20 protein-coding genes are annotated in these 19,704 nt (G+C 46.7%); 19 read left to right on the plus strand and 1 reads right to left on the minus strand.

The window, feature by feature from the left end; all coding sequences use genetic code 11:
- Positions 1 to 110: 110 nt before the first annotated feature.
- On the plus strand, positions 111 to 1,127 hold the full coding sequence (holA, locus tag MKY73_RS07710) for a DNA polymerase III subunit delta (protein WP_339306675.1): 1,017 nt from the start codon (positions 111 to 113) through the stop codon (positions 1,125 to 1,127).
- Between the two features lie 193 nt (positions 1,128 to 1,320).
- Here the strand turns inward: holA and rpsT are convergent, their stop codons facing one another.
- On the minus strand, positions 1,321 to 1,593 hold the full coding sequence (gene rpsT, locus MKY73_RS07715) for a 30S ribosomal protein S20 (protein ID WP_024628504.1): 273 nt from the start codon (positions 1,591 to 1,593) through the stop codon (positions 1,321 to 1,323).
- Between the two features lie 175 nt (positions 1,594 to 1,768).
- Here rpsT and gpr point away from each other — a divergent pair, with 175 nt between their 5' ends.
- The 18 genes from gpr to MKY73_RS07805 all read left to right on the plus strand — a co-directional run bounded on the left by gpr (position 1,769) and on the right by MKY73_RS07805 (position 19,667).
- Positions 1,769 to 2,770, plus strand: coding sequence for a GPR endopeptidase (gene gpr, locus MKY73_RS07720; RefSeq protein ID WP_339306676.1), 1,002 nt, complete (start codon positions 1,769 to 1,771; stop codon positions 2,768 to 2,770).
- A gap of 146 nt (positions 2,771 to 2,916) precedes the next feature.
- Positions 2,917 to 4,212: a stage II sporulation protein P gene (locus MKY73_RS07725; RefSeq protein ID WP_339256496.1), complete on the plus strand. Its 1,296-nt coding sequence runs from the start codon at positions 2,917 to 2,919 to the stop codon at positions 4,210 to 4,212.
- Positions 4,213 to 4,266: 54 nt separating this feature from the next.
- Entirely contained in the window at positions 4,267 to 4,626 is a 360-nt protein-coding gene (locus MKY73_RS07730) for a hypothetical protein (RefSeq protein WP_339306678.1), read from the plus strand.
- 145 nt (positions 4,627 to 4,771) lie between these two features.
- Positions 4,772 to 6,586: a translation elongation factor 4 gene (gene lepA, locus MKY73_RS07735; protein WP_076332291.1), complete on the plus strand. Its 1,815-nt coding sequence runs from the start codon at positions 4,772 to 4,774 to the stop codon at positions 6,584 to 6,586.
- A gap of 61 nt (positions 6,587 to 6,647) precedes the next feature.
- Positions 6,648 to 7,832 (plus strand): radical SAM family heme chaperone HemW, encoded by a 1,185-nt coding sequence (hemW, locus tag MKY73_RS07740; RefSeq protein WP_339306680.1) that lies wholly within the window; start codon positions 6,648 to 6,650, stop codon positions 7,830 to 7,832.
- 118 nt (positions 7,833 to 7,950) lie between these two features.
- The gene (locus tag MKY73_RS07745; protein WP_339306681.1) at positions 7,951 to 8,421 is read left to right on the plus strand and encodes an N-acetyltransferase; all 471 of its coding nucleotides are present in this window, start codon (positions 7,951 to 7,953) and stop codon (positions 8,419 to 8,421) included.
- A gap of 256 nt (positions 8,422 to 8,677) precedes the next feature.
- Positions 8,678 to 9,709: a heat-inducible transcriptional repressor HrcA gene (gene hrcA / locus MKY73_RS07750; protein WP_036615092.1), complete on the plus strand. Its 1,032-nt coding sequence runs from the start codon at positions 8,678 to 8,680 to the stop codon at positions 9,707 to 9,709.
- A 45-nt stretch (positions 9,710 to 9,754) separates the two neighbouring features.
- Positions 9,755 to 10,318: a nucleotide exchange factor GrpE gene (grpE, locus tag MKY73_RS07755; RefSeq protein ID WP_339306683.1), complete on the plus strand. Its 564-nt coding sequence runs from the start codon at positions 9,755 to 9,757 to the stop codon at positions 10,316 to 10,318.
- A 160-nt stretch (positions 10,319 to 10,478) separates the two neighbouring features.
- On the plus strand, positions 10,479 to 12,323 hold the full coding sequence (dnaK, locus tag MKY73_RS07760; RefSeq protein ID WP_278298857.1) for a molecular chaperone DnaK: 1,845 nt from the start codon (positions 10,479 to 10,481) through the stop codon (positions 12,321 to 12,323).
- Between the two features lie 129 nt (positions 12,324 to 12,452).
- Positions 12,453 to 13,577: a molecular chaperone DnaJ gene (gene dnaJ, locus MKY73_RS07765; protein ID WP_339236068.1), complete on the plus strand. Its 1,125-nt coding sequence runs from the start codon at positions 12,453 to 12,455 to the stop codon at positions 13,575 to 13,577.
- 244 nt (positions 13,578 to 13,821) lie between these two features.
- Positions 13,822 to 14,190: a hypothetical protein gene (locus tag MKY73_RS07770; protein ID WP_338588005.1), complete on the plus strand. Its 369-nt coding sequence runs from the start codon at positions 13,822 to 13,824 to the stop codon at positions 14,188 to 14,190.
- A gap of 277 nt (positions 14,191 to 14,467) precedes the next feature.
- On the plus strand, positions 14,468 to 14,647 hold the full coding sequence (locus MKY73_RS07775) for a YfhD family protein (RefSeq protein WP_017687220.1): 180 nt from the start codon (positions 14,468 to 14,470) through the stop codon (positions 14,645 to 14,647).
- Entirely contained in the window at positions 14,640 to 15,032 is a 393-nt protein-coding gene (locus tag MKY73_RS07780; RefSeq protein WP_339306685.1) for a hypothetical protein, read from the plus strand. Before MKY73_RS07775 ends, MKY73_RS07780 begins: the two co-directional genes overlap by 8 nt.
- A 189-nt stretch (positions 15,033 to 15,221) precedes the next feature.
- Positions 15,222 to 16,187 carry a 50S ribosomal protein L11 methyltransferase gene (gene prmA / locus MKY73_RS07785; protein ID WP_339306687.1) on the plus strand — a complete coding sequence of 322 codons (966 nt, stop codon included), beginning with the start codon at positions 15,222 to 15,224 and terminating at the stop codon, positions 16,185 to 16,187.
- Between the two features lie 3 nt (positions 16,188 to 16,190).
- Positions 16,191 to 16,871, plus strand: coding sequence for a site-2 protease family protein (locus MKY73_RS07790; protein WP_339306689.1), 681 nt, complete (start codon positions 16,191 to 16,193; stop codon positions 16,869 to 16,871).
- 140 nt (positions 16,872 to 17,011) lie between these two features.
- On the plus strand, positions 17,012 to 17,776 hold the full coding sequence (locus MKY73_RS07795; protein WP_124115969.1) for a 16S rRNA (uracil(1498)-N(3))-methyltransferase: 765 nt from the start codon (positions 17,012 to 17,014) through the stop codon (positions 17,774 to 17,776).
- A 2-nt stretch (positions 17,777 to 17,778) separates the two neighbouring features.
- Positions 17,779 to 19,125, plus strand: coding sequence for a tRNA (N(6)-L-threonylcarbamoyladenosine(37)-C(2))-methylthiotransferase MtaB (gene mtaB, locus MKY73_RS07800; protein ID WP_339306692.1), 1,347 nt, complete (start codon positions 17,779 to 17,781; stop codon positions 19,123 to 19,125).
- 107 nt (positions 19,126 to 19,232) lie between these two features.
- The gene (locus tag MKY73_RS07805) at positions 19,233 to 19,667 is read left to right on the plus strand and encodes an NUDIX domain-containing protein (RefSeq protein ID WP_339306694.1); all 435 of its coding nucleotides are present in this window, start codon (positions 19,233 to 19,235) and stop codon (positions 19,665 to 19,667) included.
- The last annotated feature ends 37 nt before the right edge of the window (positions 19,668 to 19,704 follow it).

Genomic DNA, 19,704 nt, shown 5'->3' on the forward strand with positions numbered 1-19,704 from the left:
GCGTTTATATAGATGTAGGACAGGGGACCTTCATCCGCAACTGGATGTAAGGTCCCTTTGTTGTCTTACGCTTTTTCTGGTAGGATAAGAGGGATAAGGAGGCGCCGTGAATGGATGTAAAAAGTGCAACAAAGGCAATACGTAATGGAGAAACGGCACCGATCTATGTGCTGTACGGAACGGAGAAGTACCAGATACAGCAATTTACGGATATGTTAAAAGAACAGGTTATTGAAGAAGAACATCGTGATTTTGCGATTATTCCATATGATTTGTCTGAGACGGCTGTGGAGGTCGTTATTGAAGAAGCAGAGACCGTACCTTTTCTCGTTCCACGCAAATTAATTATTGTAAGGGACGCGAGCCTGTTCACTGCAGGTAAAGAATCCAAGATTGAACATCAGGTTGATCGTCTGCTTACATATATGGAAAATCCGGCAGATTACAGTACGATTGTTTTCCTGGCCCAAGGGGATAAGCTGGATGAGCGCAAGAAACTGGTGAAGGCTGTCAAGAAACAGGCAGTCGTTCTTGCTTTTGCTCCACTAAGTGGAGATGAGCTGTTGAATTGGATTGTGAAACTGGCGAAGCAGCGGGATGTTTCCTTGGAGACAGGAGCGGCTGAAACATTAATCAACTATGCAGGAACAGGTCTGCAGACTCTGTCTGCTGAAGTAGACAAGTTATGTTTGTTTGCGGGTAATGGTGGGACTATTAAGCGTGCTGATATTGAATCGCTGGTTGCCCGCAGTACAGAGCAGAATGTATTTTCACTGGTGGAAGAACTGGCTAATTTGCGACTGGAGAAGGCATTGGCTCTGTTCTATGAGTTGCTGAAGCAGCGGGAAGAACCGATTAAAATTGCGGCTTTGATCGCTCGGCAGTTTCGGATTATGATTCAAGTTAAAGAGTTGGGCCAACAAAGCTACTCCCAACAGCAGATCGCCAGTCAGCTTGGCCTGCATCCGTATGCGGTGAAGATCGCTGGAGAACAAGCGCGTAAATTTCAGCCGGAACGTCTGAGAATGATTCTGAGTCACCTCAGCGAACTGGATTACCAGATGAAAACAGGAGCGGTGGATAAGGTCCTTGGTCTTGAGCTGTTCTTATTGAGACTTGGTGCGTGAATGGAAACGTAAACGTAGTAGTTTACTAGCATAGCCTAAAGAACAAACAAAGCGACCTTTGCTCCATGATGGTTAGATCATCGGAATCAAGGTCGCTTTGTCTGTGTCTTATACTTATCGAATCAGATACTAAAAAATCCTGAAAGCCTATGCTGTTCAGGATTTTTCCATTGGATCGTATAAGTAACGCTTCTTACGCTTGTGCGGAAAGAGCGTTCAGTTTTTTCGCCAAGCGAGACTTTTTGCGTGCTGCAGCATTTTTATGAACCAGACCTTTAGTTACAGCCTTGTCCAGCTTTTTGGAAGCAGCTTGAATCGCAGCTTTTGCAGTATCAACTTCGTTACTTACCAGAGCAGCATCAGCAGCTTTAACAGCTGTACGGAGTGCAGACTTCTGAGAAGCGTTGAGTGCGCGGCGCTTGTCGCTCGTTTTTACGCGTTTAACAGCGGATTTGATGTTTGGCATTACATTCACCTCCTGTAAGGCATTTGCATGAATACAAACGTTTCACAACTTAAAATATTCTATCACGCTAGCATGTAAAATGCAACAGATATTCCTACGATGTTCGACATGCTGCATAAAGAAACTCTTTTTCCCACACAATATGCTCAAATGCGGTAAGGGAGGCAGGGACAGAATGACACTGGATTTGCAAAACTATACAGTTCGTACCGATTTGGCCATCGACTCCAAGGAAATGGCGCAAGGTGGACAGAAACAGACGATTCCCGGATTGCGGGAAGATGTGGAAAAAAAAGAGGGCATTACGATTACACGTATTGATGTACTTAATGATGAAGCAGCCACAGCCATTGGTCGGGTGAAAGGTCATTATGTCACGTTGGAAGTACCCTCACTACGGAATGGGGATACGGATTTACAGGAACGTGTCGCTGCCGAGTTCACACGCGAGATGGAAGATTTTATGATCAAGGCCGGAATCAACAAAACATCCAAGGTCTTGATTGTTGGTCTGGGCAACTTGAATGTTACCCCGGATTCGCTCGGTCCACTTGTTGTGGAAAATCTGATGGTAACCCGTCAGTATTTCGAATTGGTGCCCGATCAGGTTGCGCCAGGATATCGGGAGGTCAGCGCAATTGCTCCTGGTGTGTTAGGGACAACGGGCATTGAATCCAGTGACATCGTACAGGGGATTGTAGACCGGACCAAGCCAGATGCTATTATTGCAATTGATGCCCTGGCCTCCCGTTCTCTGGAACGTGTAAATACCACCATTCAGGTAGCAGATATTGGTATCCATCCTGGTTCCGGTATTGGAAACAAACGGCGTGGCCTGACTCGTGAGATATTAGGCGTGCCATGCATCGCCATCGGAGTGCCTACCGTATGTTATGCGTCCACCATTGTGAACAATGTGATTGAGATGATGCGCTCACACTTCCGCCAGGAAACCGATCAGACAAAACAGATCATGGGCATGTTGGACGACATTGATGAGCAAGATCGCTTAAGTCTGGTCAAAGAGGTACTGGAGCCGCTGGGTCATGACCTCATTGTTACTCCAAAGGAAATCGATGAGTTTATTGAGGGCATTGCCAACGTCATCGCCACAGGACTTAATGCCGCACTCCATGATGCAGTGAATCCGGATAACGTAGCCGCTTATACACATTAAAACTTAAAACTGCTGAGAAGAAGGTCCGAATCTATCGGACTTTCTTTTTTTTGTTTCTGGAATCTTTCATTTTCCTGTTCTATCAGATTGGGCGGGCTCATAGAGTTGAAGTATAAGAGTTGTCCAGCAGGGAAGGAGACAGCAGAATGAACAAGATATTGGCCTGGAATATTGGAAAGTGGAAAAAAAGATGTCTGCACGTGCTGGCCATGGGCCGTACGTTGTTGTTGCTTATGATCATATCTGCCTTGTTTTTTGTCGTACTTGGTCTTGGGGGCATGGCAGAGAAACGCTTAAATAATTCCCCCGTTTCTTCGATGAAAGGATTTGCGAGTGCTGTATCAAGCCGCTTTTTCGTCGATATGCTCGGTATGGAGATGCCCCATCTCACCCAGAAAGAACAGACCTCTGCCATATCCGGTGAGAATCTCACTTCATTTGTTTTCCAATTACTAACGAATGTAAATCCTCAAGATCCCAAGAGCTTGATTGCGAGAGAAATGCCGGGCATGGGTTCCAACCAACCTGTTCTGCTCCGTCCTGGATCTGGTAACGAAAAGGCAGAGGCTCCAGAAGATTATCAGCCCGGTCCTGGTCTTACGGATACAGCTTCCGCAGGTGGGGGGAAACCCGGTAGTGAACTGCATGTTCCACCAGGTCAGGACAATACGGATCCGCCTGATTCGAGCGAGCCTGGGGATGGAGAAGGCAAGGCAGATCCCCCAGCGAAGAATGGAGAGAAAGATAATTCAGGCTCACCGACAACAGGCAAAAAATCAATTCTTATCTATCATTCCCATCCACGGGAAGGATACAATCCATTGCTAGGTACGAAAAGTGATAATCCATCATCAGGCAAATCAACCGGCAATGTGTTTCAAGTGGGCACCTATCTCTCAGACAGTCTGGAGAAGCTGGGAATCGGCGTAGAGCACGCCAAGGATGATTACCCGACCAAAGTAAAGGATTATAACTGGAACTATTCCTATAAATATTCTCGTCAAACGGTAAAAGCGGCACTTGCTCAAAATGATGATCTGACGTATCTCATAGACATTCACCGCGATTCACAGCGTCATGGCAAAACAACAACGACAATTAATGACTTGGGCTACGCCAAAGTGTATTTCATTATTGGACATGAAAATCCAAATTGGCGGCAGAATGAAGCCTTTGCAGCGAAAATTCATAAGAAGCTGGAAGCCAAGTACCCGGGAGTATCCCGTGGTGTGTGGGGTAAGGATGGCGGAGGCGCCAACAATGGAGAGTATAACCAAACACTTTCACCCAACAGCATTTTGATCGAGATAGGCGGCATCGACAATACAGGCGCTGAGTTACAACGGACATCAAAGATCCTCGCAGACATGATTGCCCAAGTGTATTGGGAAGATCAGAAGGTGGACAAAGCCAGTGCAGAAACCTCGTCGCAGGGTGGGTAGGGATTATATATGTAAGAAGATGAAAATAGTAGAGAGTGACAGGAGGCTAAGCATATGTCCAGATTCGGTAAAAGACTGTTATCCATGGCTGTATTAATGTTGCTGGGTGTTCTGTTTGGAATGCAGCTGGCTGGCGGCAACTTTCAGACTGGCAATCCATCAGGAGGCACGTCAAACGTGGTAACAACTGAGCCAACTTCCCCAGTTACCGAATCTGTTCCAGCTGCACCTGTGCAAAAGGAAATCAAAGAACCCCCATTTGTACCTGTTCAGTCGCCAAGCCAAGTGCTTGGGGCAGATCAGAGTAAGGCTCCGGTCGATGTGTTGGCAGACAAAACGGCAGGACTATTGCAAAATCTCTCACATAGTGGAATCAAGTGGGTGGTCTCTCTTTTTAGCGGCGTTGCTGAATAAAATACCATGGATTAAAGGTACAATATAACCTCTAGGAGTGTATGATCACACTTTATTGTAAAGTTGAGACATCACGGGATTGATGCACTGTGCTTCAACTGTTATAATGAAGTGATTGACACTAGGCTGTTTCTGGGGGTAAGGAATGACTGACATTCGGGCAAGACAACGTAAAATTCGTAACTTTTCTATCATTGCACATATAGATCACGGCAAATCAACACTTGCGGACCGGATCTTGGAGCACACAGGTGCGCTCACTTCACGTGAAATGCAGGAACAGGTTCTGGATAAGATGGACCTTGAACGCGAACGTGGAATAACGATCAAGCTACAAGCAGTAGCTTTGACTTACAAAGCGGATGATGGTGAAGAGTATTTATTGAATCTGATTGATACACCAGGACACGTAGACTTCACGTATGAAGTATCACGCAGTCTTGCTGCATGTGAAGGTGCTCTGCTGGTTGTGGATGCGGCTCAGGGAATTGAAGCCCAAACACTTGCCAATGTGTATTTGGCACTGGATAACAACCTTGAAATTCTACCAGTTATCAACAAAATTGACCTTCCAAGTGCTGATCCTGAACGGGTGAAGCAGGAAGTGGAAGATGTTATTGGTTTGGACACAAGTAATGCGGTTTTGGCTTCGGCCAAATCAGGCATCGGAATCAAAGAAATTTTGGAGCAAGTGGTGCAAAGTGTTCCTGCACCAACCGGTGATCCTGACCAACCTTTGAAAGCGCTGATTTTTGACTCGCACTATGACCCGTACAAAGGTGTAATCGTATATGTACGTGTTGTCGACGGCAAAATCAAATCCGGTTCCAAAATCAAAATGATGGCAACAGGTAAATCATTTGAAGTCATTGAAGTTGGCGCGTTCAAACCTCGCATGACCATCGTGGACGAGCTGAACGTGGGTGATGTTGGATTTATCGTTGCAGGTATTCGGCATGTTGGCGATACACAAGTCGGGGATACCGTAACGGATGCCAAAAATCCAACACCAGAGCCTTTGCCGGGTTATCGTAAAATTAACCCAATGGTGTATTGTGGACTCTATCCGATCGAAACCTCCGACTATGTTGATCTGCGTGAAGCATTGGAGAAATTGCAGTTGAACGATGCGTCTCTGAGCTTTGAACCGGAAACATCCAGTGCACTCGGTTTTGGATTCCGTTGTGGATTCCTTGGACTGCTTCACATGGACGTTATTCAGGAGCGGATCGAGCGGGAGTTCAACATTCCGTTGATTACAACGGCACCAAGTGTAATCTACCACGTCACTTTAACGAATGGTGAAGTGATGAAAATCGACAACCCATCCAACTATCCTGAGGTGGGACGGATTGATTACGTCGAGGAACCATACGTTAAGGCAGATATTATCGTACCGAATGATTATGTAGGTACCATTATGGAACTGTGTCAGAATAAACGCGGTGAATATGTGAATATGGAATATCTGGACACGACCCGGGTTACCATCACCTATGAGATTCCATTGTCCGAGATTGTATATGACTTCTTCGACCAGTTGAAATCCGGTACCAAAGGTTATGCGTCTCTGGATTATGAGCTGTCCGGTTACCGTCAGTCCAATCTGGCGAAAATGGATATTGTACTCAATGGCGAGCAGGTTGATGCCCTGTCCTTCATCGTTCACCGTGACCGTGCCTATAACCGCGGACGCATTGTCTGTGAGAAACTGCGGGAGCTGATTCCACGGCAAATGTTCGAGGTGCCGATTCAAGCATCTGTAGGTACCAAGGTCGTTGCCCGTGAAACGGTAAAAGCCATGCGTAAAAACGTACTTGCCAAGTGTTATGGTGGTGACATCTCGCGGAAACGGAAACTGCTTGAGAAGCAGAAGGAAGGTAAGAAGCGGATGAAGCAGGTTGGTAACGTTGAGGTGCCGCAAGAGGCATTTATGGCGGTACTGAAAATTGATGATTAAATAACTAAGCTGAAAGGGAAGCCGGATGGCTTTCCTTTTTTCAAATAGAGGGGGACTTGCCATGACATTGGCAGCACACAGCCGGAAGACAGGTGCGCCCCAAGCGGTGTATCTACACATTCCCTTTTGCACGAATAAGTGTTTTTATTGCGACTTTAACTCCTACGTTCTGAAAGATCAGCCCGTGATGCAATATCTCGAAGCGCTGGAACGGGAGATGGAACATACAGTTAAGGCAAATCCACCGGGGGAGATCAAGACCATATTTGTAGGTGGGGGTACGCCAACGGCTCTGAAACCGGACGAGATGGCAGTATTTCTTCGTTCCGTGAAGACATATTTCCCAAATTGGGCGGATGATATTGAATTTTCAATGGAAGCCAACCCGGGAACAACAGATGCAGAGAAACTCGCTGCAATGAAAGAGGGCGGTGTAAACCGTGTCAGCTTTGGCGTGCAGGCTTTTCAGAATGATCTGCTGACAGGCATTGGCCGTATTCATAATACGGATGATGTATATCGCAGTTTGGAGAATGCTCGTAAAGCAGGCTTGAATAACCTGTCCATTGACCTGATGTTTGGTTTGCCGAACCAGACCGTAGCGATGTTGAATGAGAGTATCGACAAAGCGCTCGAACTGGATCTGCCGCATTACTCCATCTACAGCCTGAAAGTGGAAGAGAATACCCTTTTCCATACACTGTATCAGAAGAACCAGTTACCACTTCCTCATGAAGATGACGAGCTGGAAATGTATCTTCTATTAATGAGACGTATGAAAGAAGCAGGCTATGGACAATACGAGATCAGTAACTTTGCCAAGCCGGGCTTCGAGAGTCGTCACAATATTACGTACTGGCGTAATGAGGACTACTACGGTCTGGGTGCAGGTGCACATGGATATGTAGGCCGTGAACGGCATATGAATATTAAAGGTATAAATCCTTATGTGGAAGCTTCACGAGCAGGACTGCCTCGTCTGGATCATTTTGAGATTGCTCGTCCGGAGGCTATGGAAGATTATCTGATGGTTGGACTGAGAATGTTGGAGGGGGCTTCGGCCTCACGGTTTAGCGAACAGTTTGGAGAGTCCATGGAAGAAGTGTTTGCGAAGCCTTTGGGAAAAATGTTGAACGCAGGGTTGCTTGAGCGGACGGCAGACGGCTTCCGACTGAGTGAGCAGGGTATCCTGTTCGGAAATGACGTTTTTGCGGAGTTTATCGGGTCCATATCGCTGAATTCGTAGCTTGAAATTCTATACGCTCTGTTGTATATTTATTCATATTGATTTTACAGAGCGTGTTAATTTAACAACTACGAAGTCAGCTTTCCTCTGGAAAGCTTGGTAATAGGAGGAGAGCAGGATGTCGGTAATATGCAGAAAAGCCGTGCGAGAAGATGTTGAACCACTGTATGAAATGATTAAGGGCTATGCAGAGCGTGGGATCATGCTTCCGCGATCACGGGAAATACTGCACCGGCAGCTGGAGCACTTTGTTGTAGCCGAAGTTGATGGTGAAGTGGTGGGTTGCGGATCGCTTTGTCGTCTGGGGAATGATTTGGTAGAAGTCAGATCACTCGGTATCTCGGAAGGGCACAAAGGGCTCGGTATTGGCTCCCGATTGCTGGACCGGCTGGTAGAAGAAGCGGAGAAACAACAGATTCCTAAGGTTATGGCGTTGACATATGAAGTATCCTTCTTCCTCAAAAACGGCTTTTCCGTGGTGGAAAAAGAGATTTTCCCCGAGAAAGTATGGACCGACTGTGTTCATTGCAGCAAGCAGGATTGTTGTGATGAGATCGCGGTATTAAAAGAGCTTAACGTTTCAGCCTAATAACTGAATGGACTGCATGGACCGAGCCGAGTCAACCTCTGCCCTACATGCAGTCCTTTTTTTACTTTAAAGTATGTACAATAAAGTTGTTAGGACTTGTTGACATTGGTCTATACTATAAATAGATGAGCCCACTCATCAAACTCACTTGACAATGTTCACGTCAGTTTGGTATTTTTGTATTACCGCTTAGCACTCATCTAACTGGAGTGCTAACGACATGGGACAGTACAGTCAGAAGGAGGGAATACTCACCATGTTAACAGAGCGTCAACGAATGATTCTGAACGCTATAGTGGATGACTATATCCGTTCAGCTGAGCCCGTAGGGTCCCGGAGCATTTCCAAAAGGGGAGATGTTGGATACAGTCCGGCGACGATCCGTAATGAAATGGCGGACCTCGAAGATATGGGCTTTCTGGAACAGCCGCATACATCGGCTGGACGCATTCCATCCCATAAAGGCTATCGATATTATGTCGATCATTTGGTTCCCTGGAATCAGGTGGAGCCTCAGGAGTTGGATGATCTGAAGTCGTTCTTCGCTGAAAAGTTGAACGTCATGGAGCAAGTTATTCAGCATGCATCCAATATTTTGTCACATATGACGAATTATACTTCGATCCTGCTTGGACCGGAAGTATTCCATACGTCCCTACGTCACTTCCAATTGCTTCCGTTGAATGAAAGTGAAGCTGTGGCAATCATTGTGACCAATACAGGTCAGGTGGAGAACAAGACGGTCCAGATTCCACCCGAAATCTCGGTAGCCGAGATGGAAAATGTGGTTCGTTTGTTAAATACCAAACTTGTGGGCGTACCCATCTACAAATTGAAATCCCGTCTTTATACCGAACTTGGGCAAGAGATGGAACGGCATATTACACGTTATGAGGAAGTTATGCAGGTGCTGAACAGTGCCTTTGACAACGAACATGATAATCGTCTGTTCCTCAGTGGTGCCACCAATATGTTGACTCAACCGGAGTTTAAAGATATCGAAAAGGTAAAAGATATTCTTGACCTGCTTGAGGAGACACCAACACTCATGAAATTGATGATGCCCGTGCCGGGTGGATCTGGTATTCAAGTGCGAATCGGCACTGAGAATGATCATGAAGCCTTTGCCAACTGCAGCCTGATTACAGCCTCCTATTCATTGGACGGTGAGGCTTTGGGTTCGATTGGTATTCTGGGACCCACGCGAATGGATTATGCACGTGTCATTCATATTCTAAATACACTATCCCGTGACTTGACGGCGATGCTGACGCATCGTTTCAAATAAAGATTCGGGAATGAACCATTTCATTCGTATAAGGAGGTGAACATCTTGAAAGAGGAGCAATCATTTACAGAAGAACAAGAGATAACAGCAGCTGAGCAGGAGCCTATTAATGAAGCTGGCGCTGCAGAAGCACAAGCTGAGGAGATCGCTGATCAGGAGCAGGATGAGCTTGCGCGTCTGAAGGCTGAAGCTGAAGAGCAACAGCAGCGTTATGTCCGTGCACAGGCTGATTTTGATAACTTCCGTCGTCGTACGCAGAAGGAAAAAGAAGAATTGGCTAAATACGCTTCGATGAAGCTGGTCACCGAATTGGTACCGGTTATAGATAACTTCGAGCGCGCCATGGCTACTGTACCGGAAGGAGCAGAGGTCGAATCTTTCTCCAAGGGCATGCAAATGATCTTCCGTCAATTGGAAACGGTGATGAATAACGAAGGTCTGACGGCTATGGAATCGGTAGGACAACCGTTCAATCCTGAATTCCACCAAGCGATTATGCAAGTGGAGAGCGACGAGTACGAAGAAGGTATCGTTGTTGAGGAAGTCCAAAAAGGCTACATGCTGAAAGATAAAGTGCTTCGTCCAGCTATGGTTAAAGTCAGCTCATAATTTCCTTATGGGAAGGTATGAGTCGGCTCCTTGGTTGAACAATGTGGGCGAAGTTTAATATAAAGGTTTGTACACATAGAGCACGATTAGCAACATGAACATCTAAATAAGGGTCAGATCAGACCCATTCATTTTAAATTGTTGAGGAGGAAATTTTCGGATGAGCAAAGTAATTGGTATTGACTTAGGAACAACAAACTCATGCGTAGCAGTAATGGAAGGCGGCGAGGCTGTCGTAATTCCTAATCCGGAGGGCGCACGCACAACTCCATCCGTAGTCGGTTTCAAAAAAGATGGAGAGCGCGTTGTCGGTGAAACAGCAAAACGTCAAGCGATCACCAATCCGGATCGTACGATCATGTCGATCAAACGTCACATGGGTACTTCCCACAAGGAAACAATCGATGGCAAAGACTACTCTGCACAAGAGATCTCTGCAATCATCCTGCAAAAATTGAAATCCGATGCTGAAGCTTATCTGGGTCAAACGGTAACTCAAGCCGTTATCACTGTACCAGCTTACTTCAACGACAGTCAGCGTCAAGCGACGAAAGATGCGGGTAAAATCGCAGGTTTGGAAGTTCTGCGTATCGTCAACGAGCCTACAGCAGCAGCTTTGGCATACGGTATGGAGAAATCCGAAGACCAAACGATTCTCGTATATGACCTGGGTGGTGGTACGTTCGACGTATCCATTCTTGAACTGGGTGACGGCTTCTTCGAAGTTAAAGCAACTAGCGGGGACAACCAACTGGGTGGCGATGACTTTGACCAAGTGATCATTGATTATCTCGTAAGTGAATTCAAAAAAGATCAAGGCATTGACTTGAGTAAAGATAAAGCGGCGGTTCAACGTTTGAAAGATGCAGCGGAAAAAGCGAAAAAAGAACTTTCCGGCGTATTGACTACAACGATCTCCTTGCCGTTCATCACGGTAGCTGATGGCGTTCCTCAGCATTTGGAGTTGAACCTGAGCCGTGCGAAATTCGAAGAAATCTCTGCAGGTCTGGTTGAGCGTACGCTTGAACCAACTCGTCGTGCATTGAGTGATGCGGGTATGACAGCTAACGATATCGACAAGATCGTATTGGTTGGTGGTTCCACACGTATTCCTGCAGTACAAGAAGCGATCAAAAAACTCACTGGTAAAGAGCCTCATAAAGGCGTTAACCCGGATGAGGTTGTAGCCTTGGGTGCCGCTGTACAAGCGGGCGTACTGACAGGTGACGTGAAAGACGTTGTATTGCTCGACGTAACTCCATTGTCCCTGGGTATCGAAACAGCGGGTGGCGTATTCACTAAAATGATTGAGCGTAACACAACGATCCCTACAAGCAAATCTCAAGTATTCTCCACGTATGCAGACAATCAACCAAGCGTTGAGATTCATGTTCTGCAAGGTGAGCGTGAGATGGCAGCGGGTAACAAATCGCTTGGACGCTTCATGTTGGGTGATATTCCACCAGCTCCACGTGGCGTTCCACAGATCGAAGTTAGCTTCGATATTGATGCCAACGGTATCGTTAACGTATCTGCAACGGATAAAGGTACGAACAAAACTCAAAAAATCACAATCACTTCTTCCAGCGGTTTGAGCGATGAAGAAGTTGAGCAAATGATGAAAGATGCTGAGTTGCACGCGGAAGAAGATAAAAAACGCAGAGAACTCGTTGAAGCGAAAAACAGTGCAGATCAATTGATCTACTCTGTTGACAAAACGATCAAAGATCTTGGTGAAAAAGCAGATGCTGGCGAAGTTGAAAAAGCGAATGCTGCCAAAGAAAAATTGCAAGGTGTTCTGGCTTCCGACAACCTGGAAGATATCAAGGCTGCTACAGAAGAACTGACAGAGATCGTTCAACAACTGTCCGTGAAACTGTATGAGCAAGCTCAGGCGCAAGAGCAAGAAGCACAAGGTGCTGAAGAGCAACAAGGTTCCGCTAAACGTGATAACGTCGTAGACGCTGATTACGAAGTTGTGGATGAAGATAAAAAACAAAACTAATTCGTAGTTCTACGCGAATTAAACATCGGTGACGTTCGAATTAGAGGGAAAGTCATAGCCGGGGCTCCCGCGCTTTGGCTTTCCTTTTGTCACGATGTGCGATATGGTGAATGATATGGGGGTGGAAGAGTGGCTGAAAAGCGTGATTATTATGAGGTGCTTGGCGTTAGTAAAACGGCTAACGACGATGAGATTAAAAAGGCTTACCGTAAGCTTGCCCGTCAGTATCACCCTGACGTAAACAAGGCTGCGGATGCAGAAGCTAAATTTAAGGAAGTCAAAGAAGCTTATGACGTAGTGAGTGACAGTCAGAAGCGTGCACAATATGATCAATATGGTCATGTCGATCCGAATCAGGGTGGATTCGGTGGTGGCGGTGATTTTGGCGGCGGCGGATTTGGCGACATCTTCGATATGTTCTTTGGCGGCGGTGGCGGTGGACGACGTGATCCAAATGCTCCGCAACGGGGGAATGATCTGCAGTACACCATGACGATTGAGTTCAAGGAAGCGGTATTCGGTAAAGAAACCGATATTACAATTCCGCGTACTGAAGGCTGTGATACCTGTCATGGTTCAGGTGCCAAACCTGGAACGAAACCGGAAACCTGCTCGGTCTGCCATGGTAGCGGTCAGCAGGAAGTTGTGCAAAATACACCGTTTGGTCGTATGGTGAATCGTCGTGCATGTTCGAACTGTAGCGGTTCGGGCCAAATTATCAAAGAAAAATGTACAACGTGCAGTGGCAGCGGGAAAGTCCGCAAGCAACGCAAAATTCATGTTCGCATTCCAGCGGGTGTGGATGACGGCGCGCAACTGCGTATGACAGGTGAGGGCGAGGGAGGCCTGCGTGGCGGACCAGCCGGAGATCTGTATATTGTCATTCGCGTGAAATCACATGATTTCTTCGAGCGTGAAGGTGACGATATTTATTGCGAAATCCCACTTACCTTTGCTCAGGCAGCTCTGGGAGATGAGGTTGAGATCCCGACGTTGACCGAGAAAGTGAAATTGAAAGTACCAGCGGGTACACAAACGGGTACGTATTTCCGTCTCAAAGGTAAGGGCGTACCACGCTTGCGCGGTATGGGGCAAGGGGATCAGCATGTGAAAGTGGTTGTGGTTACACCTAGTAAGCTGAATGACGAGCAGAAAGATCTGCTTCGCCAAATTGCTGCGCTGGATGGAGAGCAAACACATGAGCATGAACAATCTTTCTTTGATCGAGTGAAACGTGCATTTCGCGGCGACTGAGAATAAAATATAGCAAGTCCCCAAGGACACCACAGCGGTTTTTTACCGCAGGGTGTCCTTTTTTTTGTACGCCTTTTTTTAGTGGTTCAGCGGTTTTGGTAAAATCCATGGATATATGCTATGAAGAGCAACAGCAATTTGTGGGAGCATTTCGGTATATTCTGCGCGAACTTGCGGAAAGATAGCATGGCGAGAATGATATGCATAGCTGATATGCGAGAAATTAGGGAAGCAGGTGAAGCGGATGACCGAGAAAAATATTTTGGCTTACTTTCACAGCCCGGAGCAGGCCCAGGGGGCAGCCAAAAAACTGGAGGCATTGCGAGTGGAGGACCTGTCCATTAATCGATTCAGCCGATATGCGGGTGTAGGACCAAGCGGGGCTTCCTACAAGCCGGGCGTTTCCGGCAGTTTTTCATCATGGGTGCCCGACTCGATGCAAACAAATGCCAGTGCTGGAATCATGGCTGCAGCAGACCCTTCTGCGAGCGGCATGAGTGATGGTGGACAAGGTGGACCTACAGGAAGGGATGTATTACTTACTGTGATCGTAGATGAATCGGTACATCACCGCGCGATGTCTATTATCGAACAAGCCGGTGGATTGATCTAGTTTCAAGAAATCTATATTTAGATCAACAATATAAGATTCAATCTAAACATTTACACATTAACGGAGAGGGCAGAAAAAACTGAAGAAGCGAAGCGTTCGCCTAAAAGCTTTCGCAAGAAAGCTACTTCGGAAGCATACGCTATCCCCGGATTTTCCCGTTGCAGAGGGATTAAAAAAATCTGGGGATAACCAGCGATCGTAAGGTTGTTCTGTCATCGAAGTGTCAGTGTAAATACGATTTAGTTGAACCTGTACAATATGAAGGAGGAGTATTACAATGGCAGAACATGAACGTCCGGGCAAGATTCTAACAAAAACGGAAAAAATGAAACGGATGCAATCCGCGAAAAATGAAGACGTGGAATTCAGCGCTGAAGCTGCGGATCATGAAGATATAGAAGCATTACGCCGCAGTGAAGCGGCTGATCGACGTCAGGGACGGGAGCTTCATGACTGAAGATCGCTCGGCAGTGACCCTCGAAGCTGTTTTTACAAGCTGGACGGAGGCCGAGTCTGCACGTAGAGCCCTGGCATTGTTGCACCCGAACCAATTGAGTATCGAGAGCCTTAGCAATGAAACGTCTGCATTGGACTCACACGATGTTACGGGCTCTGATAATTCTCCTACAGCCATTGTCGGCGGATTCAGTGGTGAACTGAATGTACTTGCTCTGATTAGTGATGACACGGAAATGTTATCCAATGGTCAGGTGTATGATACACCTGAAGAGGATTCGGCAAACAGGTTTAAACAAGAAATTTTGCTGACCGTGTCCGTATCGAACGATTCGCTCCCGCAAGCTGCAGAGATGATCACGCAGAATGGTGGACGCTTTTGCTAAATCAGATTCGAATGTTGCAACATGCTGAAGTAAATGACACAGATATGTATATTAGACGACAGGATATTCGAGCAGCCAGACTGCGGATATCCTGTTTTGTTTTTCTTTTATTGGTGCGGCTTTGTACTCCGGCTCGCTTGTGTAGTACAATAGTTGGGATGTTTGAAAAATGAGGAGGAAAAACCAAGTATGTTATGGCATGAACTAACAATACATACCACAGAAGAAGCTGTGGAGATGATTTCGAATTTTTTACATGAAGCGGGTGCTGGAGGGGTTTCGATTGAAGAGTCCGGTACTTTAAATAAAAAACGGGACACCACATATGGTGAGTTATACGACGTTCCTTTGAATGATATTCCTGAAGGCTTTGCGGTCATCAAAGGGTACTTCTCCGAAGGTACGGATATGGTTGCACTACAGTCAGAAGTTAATCCTAGAATTGAGGAACTCCCTGAATTCGGAATTGATACAGGTGAGGTTCGCTATGAGACGCGTACAGTGGATGAAAATGACTGGGCAACAGCCTGGAAGCAATATTTCAAGCCGGTACGTGTATCGGAACGTCTGACGATTAAACCAACGTGGGAAGAGTATACGCCAGAAAGTCCGGATGAGAAAATCATTGAGCTTGATCCCGGCATGGCTTTTGGTACAGGAACACACCCAACAACCTCTCTCTGCTTGCGTACACTGGAAACGGTTATTCAGGGCGGTGAGGAAGTCATTGACGTAGGTACAGGTTCTGGCATCTTGGCTATAGGCGCGATTAAACTCGGGGCAAAACATGTGCTGGCGCTCGATCTTGATCCGGTTGCGGTAATCAGCGCCAGGGAGAATGTGGAACTGAACGGGTTGGAGCAACAAATTACGGTTAAAGAAAGTGATCTGTTGTCCGTCCTTGGGAGTCAAGACCCTGCGCTTGGCGTGCAACTGCCAGTTAAGGTTGTTGTGGCGAACATTCTGGCTGAGATCATTTTGTTGTTCGTGGACGATGTGTACAATGCGCTTGAGTCGGGTGGCACCTATATTGTGTCGGGCATCTGGAAGAACAAAGAGCAAGTGGTGCATGATGCGTTGGTAGCCTCCGGGTTTGAAGTGAGTGCGATTCACCGTGATGAGGATTGGCTGGCGTATGTAGCCAGAAAGGGGTAACGTATGGACTTTTGGAATTCGTTCTTTCGTTATCCGATTGATCAGCTTCCGTTTTTCCTGCTGACGATCCTGATCGCATTTACGGTGCATGAATTCTCGCATGCGTATTTTGCCAACAAATTTGGTGATCCGACAGCCAAGCTGTTGGGTCGGGTCACACTGAATCCGGTTGTACACTTTGACTTGTTTGGTGTGCTGTTGCTCATTATTGCCGGCTTTGGTTGGGCACGTCCAGTTCCGGTTAATCGGGCTAACTTCGACAAGCCTAGATTGATGGGCATCATCGTATCCGCAGCAGGGCCTCTGAGCAATCTGTTGCTCGCGATCATCGGTACAATCATCTACGCTTCACTGGTTGGTTCGGGAGCACTCGGCGGTATAGATAATGAACGGTTGCTGACAGCAATCACGACGTTCTTCGCTATTTTTAACTTAACCAACTTTTTCCTGTTCCTGTTTAACTTGATTCCGTTGCCCCCGCTGGATGGTTATCGGATTCTGGAAGATCTATTGCCACCTTCAATCAGCCGCCAGCTGCAAGGGGTGGAGCAATGGTCCATTTTTATCTTCTTATTGATTCTTGTTATACCTCCGTTGCAAAATGTGACGATTCAACCTTTGTATGTGTTTGCGCAAACGATGTATGTGGATCTGGCAAAACTGATTATTGAACTATATCGCTAATAGCGCATCTTGTATATTGGACCGGAATACTGGTCAGAAACACGTAAAAGTTGTATGATCATCTGTGGCGATTGGATTCACGCCTGTCATTAGGCGGGGTGAATTCCAGTCATAACAGGACAGAATGGGTGGATTGACTTATGCAGCGATATTTTGTATCTGCAGAACAGTTTAATGAACACGCTGTGATCATCACAGGTGATGATGCACGCCATATTGGCAAGGTCATGCGTGGTAAACCTGGAGATAAGCTGATTGTCAGTGACGGAAACTCCAGAGAAGCACTCGTCGAAATTGAGACCATTGAAGTTGGCCAAGTGACAGCGAATATTGTGGAACCTCTCGAGATGGACCGTGAAGCACGGATTCGAGTAACTGTGGCACAGAGCTTGCCCAAGGGCGACAAGATGGAAACAGTTATCCAGAGATGTACTGAGATCGGGGCGGTATCCTTTGTACCTTTCCTATCAGAACGTACGATTGTGCAATATGATGCCAAGAAAGAAGGTAAACGGTTGGAGCGGTGGCGAAAAATTGCCAAGGAAGCTGCCGAACAGAGTCATCGGAATCGCATTCCATCCGTCGAGCAGCCGCTTTCCTGGAAAGGGCTGTTATCTTCTTTTGAGGGCTATAGTCTGGTATGTTATTGTTATGAGAAAGAAAACGGTAAACAGCTGAGAGATGCATTGAAACCGTTTGTTGAGCAGCTTGCGCCTGATGCAAGTGCAGAAGTACTGATCGTTGTTGGACCGGAAGGTGGATTTTCTGAGAAGGAGACGGCAGAGGCTGATCAGGCAGGTGCTGTATCTGTTGGACTGGGCAAACGCATTTTGCGTGCTGAGACAGCTGGAATGGCAGCACTAACTTGCGTGCTATATGAATCCGGAGAAATGGGAGGAATGTAATTATGCCATCCGTGGCGTTTTACACCTTAGGCTGCAAAGTTAATTTCTATGATACAGAGGCGATTTGGCAATTGTTCAAAAACGAAGGTTACGATCAAGTGGACTTTGATGAACAGACAGCGGACGTATACTTGATTAATACTTGTACAGTAACCAATACCGGCGACAAAAAGAGCCGTCAAATTATTCGTCGTGCCATTCGGCGCAACCCGGAGGCGATCGTGGCTGTTACAGGCTGCTATGCGCAGACTTCTCCGGCAGAGATTCTGGACATCCCTGGGGTGGATCTGGTTATCGGTACACAGGACCGTGACAAGATTTTGCCATATGTTAATGAAATTCAGGAGTCTCGTCAACCGGTTAACGCGGTGCGTAATATTATGAAAACCCGTGTGTTTGAAGAAATGGACGTACCGGATTTTGCTGACCGTACCCGCGCATTCTTGAAGATTCAGGATGGTTGCAATAACTTCTGTACATTCTGTATTATTCCGTGGTCTCGGGGGCTTTCACGCAGCCGTGAGGCAAGCAGCATTATTCAACAGGCGCATCAACTCGTACACGCCGGATACAAGGAGATTGTTCTGACGGGTATTCATACAGGTGGTTATGGCGATGACATGGAGAATTATGATCTGACCGATCTGCTGTGGGATCTGGACAAGGTGGAAGGTTTGGAGCGTATTCGAATCAGCTCGATTGAAGCCAGTCAGATCGATGACCGCATGCTCGACGTGATCCAACGTTCGGATAAACTCGTTCGTCACTTCCATATTCCGCTGCAAGCGGGGGATGATACGGTGTTGAAGCGCATGCGCCGCAAATATACGACGGAAGAGTTTTATAACAAGATGCTTCGCATTCGGGAAGCGATGCCGGATGTAGCGATTACAACAGACATTATTGTTGGATTTCCAGGTGAGACCGATGAGATGTATCGGAATGGCTATGAGCTGATGCGGAAGATCGGTTTCTCCGAAATGCATGTATTCCCTTATTCCAAGCGTACGGGTACGCCAGCAGCACGAATGGAAGATCAGGTGGACGAAGAGGTCAAAAATGCACGTGTGCATGAACTGATTGAGTTGTCTGAGCAGATGCAGCTGGAGTACGCTAAGCAGTTTGTTGGACAGGTACTTGATGTTATTCCCGAAGGTGAAGCCAAGGGTCGTGAGGGAAGTGGCAAGCTGCACGGTTATAGTGACAATTACATTCAACTGGTCTTTGAAGGAACCATGGATATGGTCGGTAAAGTGTGCCGAGTCAAAGTCGTTGAAGCTGGTGTCAACGAGAGTCAGGCTACGCTGGTACGGGTGTTGGAAGAGAATCTGAAGTCCGCCGCGATGTGATCGAGGCGTCAGAAACAAGGATTTCATTTCCTTGGGGAGCTTACCCGGGGAGATGAGGTCCTTCTTTTGCAAAAAATAAGATATTGAAGTCGATGGGGGAGAGTACGATGAACAAAAAAGAAATTTCAGCAGGCGGAGTTGTGTATAGAAAAGGGGAAGACGGACGTCTTCAAATTCAGCTTATCGTAGATCGTTATGGTAAAACAACTCTCGCCAAGGGCAAAATGGAAGATGGAGAAACAATCGAACAGACGGCATTACGCGAGATTTTGGAAGAGACAGGTATGGTGGGTCGCATTGTAGAGCCCGTTGATATCATTGCTTATACGTACCAACATGCAGATTTTGGCCCGGTGGACAAGGAAGTTCATTATTATCTCGTAGAAGCCGAGAGTGGTGATCTACAGCCTCAGATTGAAGAAATCAAAGGTGTGGATTGGTATGCTCCGGAAGAAGCATGGTCCAGACAGCAGCAGAGCGGATATGATAATAACGATGACATCTTGCGTGTAGCTCTGAACAAATTAGGCGTTAACGTATAACGCATCATAATTCTGGTCAGTTAGCCGCGCGATCTGT

Origin of the sequence: Paenibacillus sp. FSL R5-0519 (assembly GCF_037974275.1) — a bacterium.
GTDB lineage: Bacteria > Bacillota > Bacilli > Paenibacillales > Paenibacillaceae > Paenibacillus.

What these genes read in the sequence shown, in the direction of transcription:
- holA (WP_339306675.1), top strand. Translation starts at nt 111, where the DNA reads ATGGATGTAAAAAGTGCAACAAAGGCAATACGTAATGGAGAAACGGCA.
- rpsT (WP_024628504.1), bottom strand. Translation starts at nt 1,593, where the DNA reads ATGCCAAACATCAAATCCGCTGTTAAACGCGTAAAAACGAGCGACAAG.
- gpr (WP_339306676.1), top strand. Translation starts at nt 1,769, where the DNA reads ATGACACTGGATTTGCAAAACTATACAGTTCGTACCGATTTGGCCATC.
- MKY73_RS07725 (WP_339256496.1), top strand. Translation starts at nt 2,917, where the DNA reads ATGAACAAGATATTGGCCTGGAATATTGGAAAGTGGAAAAAAAGATGT.
- MKY73_RS07730 (WP_339306678.1), top strand. Translation starts at nt 4,267, where the DNA reads ATGTCCAGATTCGGTAAAAGACTGTTATCCATGGCTGTATTAATGTTG.
- lepA (WP_076332291.1), top strand. Translation starts at nt 4,772, where the DNA reads ATGACTGACATTCGGGCAAGACAACGTAAAATTCGTAACTTTTCTATC.
- hemW (WP_339306680.1), top strand. Translation starts at nt 6,648, where the DNA reads ATGACATTGGCAGCACACAGCCGGAAGACAGGTGCGCCCCAAGCGGTG.
- MKY73_RS07745 (WP_339306681.1), top strand. Translation starts at nt 7,951, where the DNA reads ATGTCGGTAATATGCAGAAAAGCCGTGCGAGAAGATGTTGAACCACTG.
- hrcA (WP_036615092.1), top strand. Translation starts at nt 8,678, where the DNA reads ATGTTAACAGAGCGTCAACGAATGATTCTGAACGCTATAGTGGATGAC.
- dnaK (WP_278298857.1), top strand. Translation starts at nt 10,479, where the DNA reads ATGAGCAAAGTAATTGGTATTGACTTAGGAACAACAAACTCATGCGTA.
- MKY73_RS07770 (WP_338588005.1), top strand. Translation starts at nt 13,822, where the DNA reads ATGACCGAGAAAAATATTTTGGCTTACTTTCACAGCCCGGAGCAGGCC.
- MKY73_RS07775 (WP_017687220.1), top strand. Translation starts at nt 14,468, where the DNA reads ATGGCAGAACATGAACGTCCGGGCAAGATTCTAACAAAAACGGAAAAA.
- MKY73_RS07780 (WP_339306685.1), top strand. Translation starts at nt 14,640, where the DNA reads ATGACTGAAGATCGCTCGGCAGTGACCCTCGAAGCTGTTTTTACAAGC.
- prmA (WP_339306687.1), top strand. Translation starts at nt 15,222, where the DNA reads ATGTTATGGCATGAACTAACAATACATACCACAGAAGAAGCTGTGGAG.
- MKY73_RS07790 (WP_339306689.1), top strand. Translation starts at nt 16,191, where the DNA reads ATGGACTTTTGGAATTCGTTCTTTCGTTATCCGATTGATCAGCTTCCG.
- MKY73_RS07795 (WP_124115969.1), top strand. Translation starts at nt 17,012, where the DNA reads ATGCAGCGATATTTTGTATCTGCAGAACAGTTTAATGAACACGCTGTG.
- mtaB (WP_339306692.1), top strand. Translation starts at nt 17,779, where the DNA reads ATGCCATCCGTGGCGTTTTACACCTTAGGCTGCAAAGTTAATTTCTAT.
- MKY73_RS07805 (WP_339306694.1), top strand. Translation starts at nt 19,233, where the DNA reads ATGAACAAAAAAGAAATTTCAGCAGGCGGAGTTGTGTATAGAAAAGGG.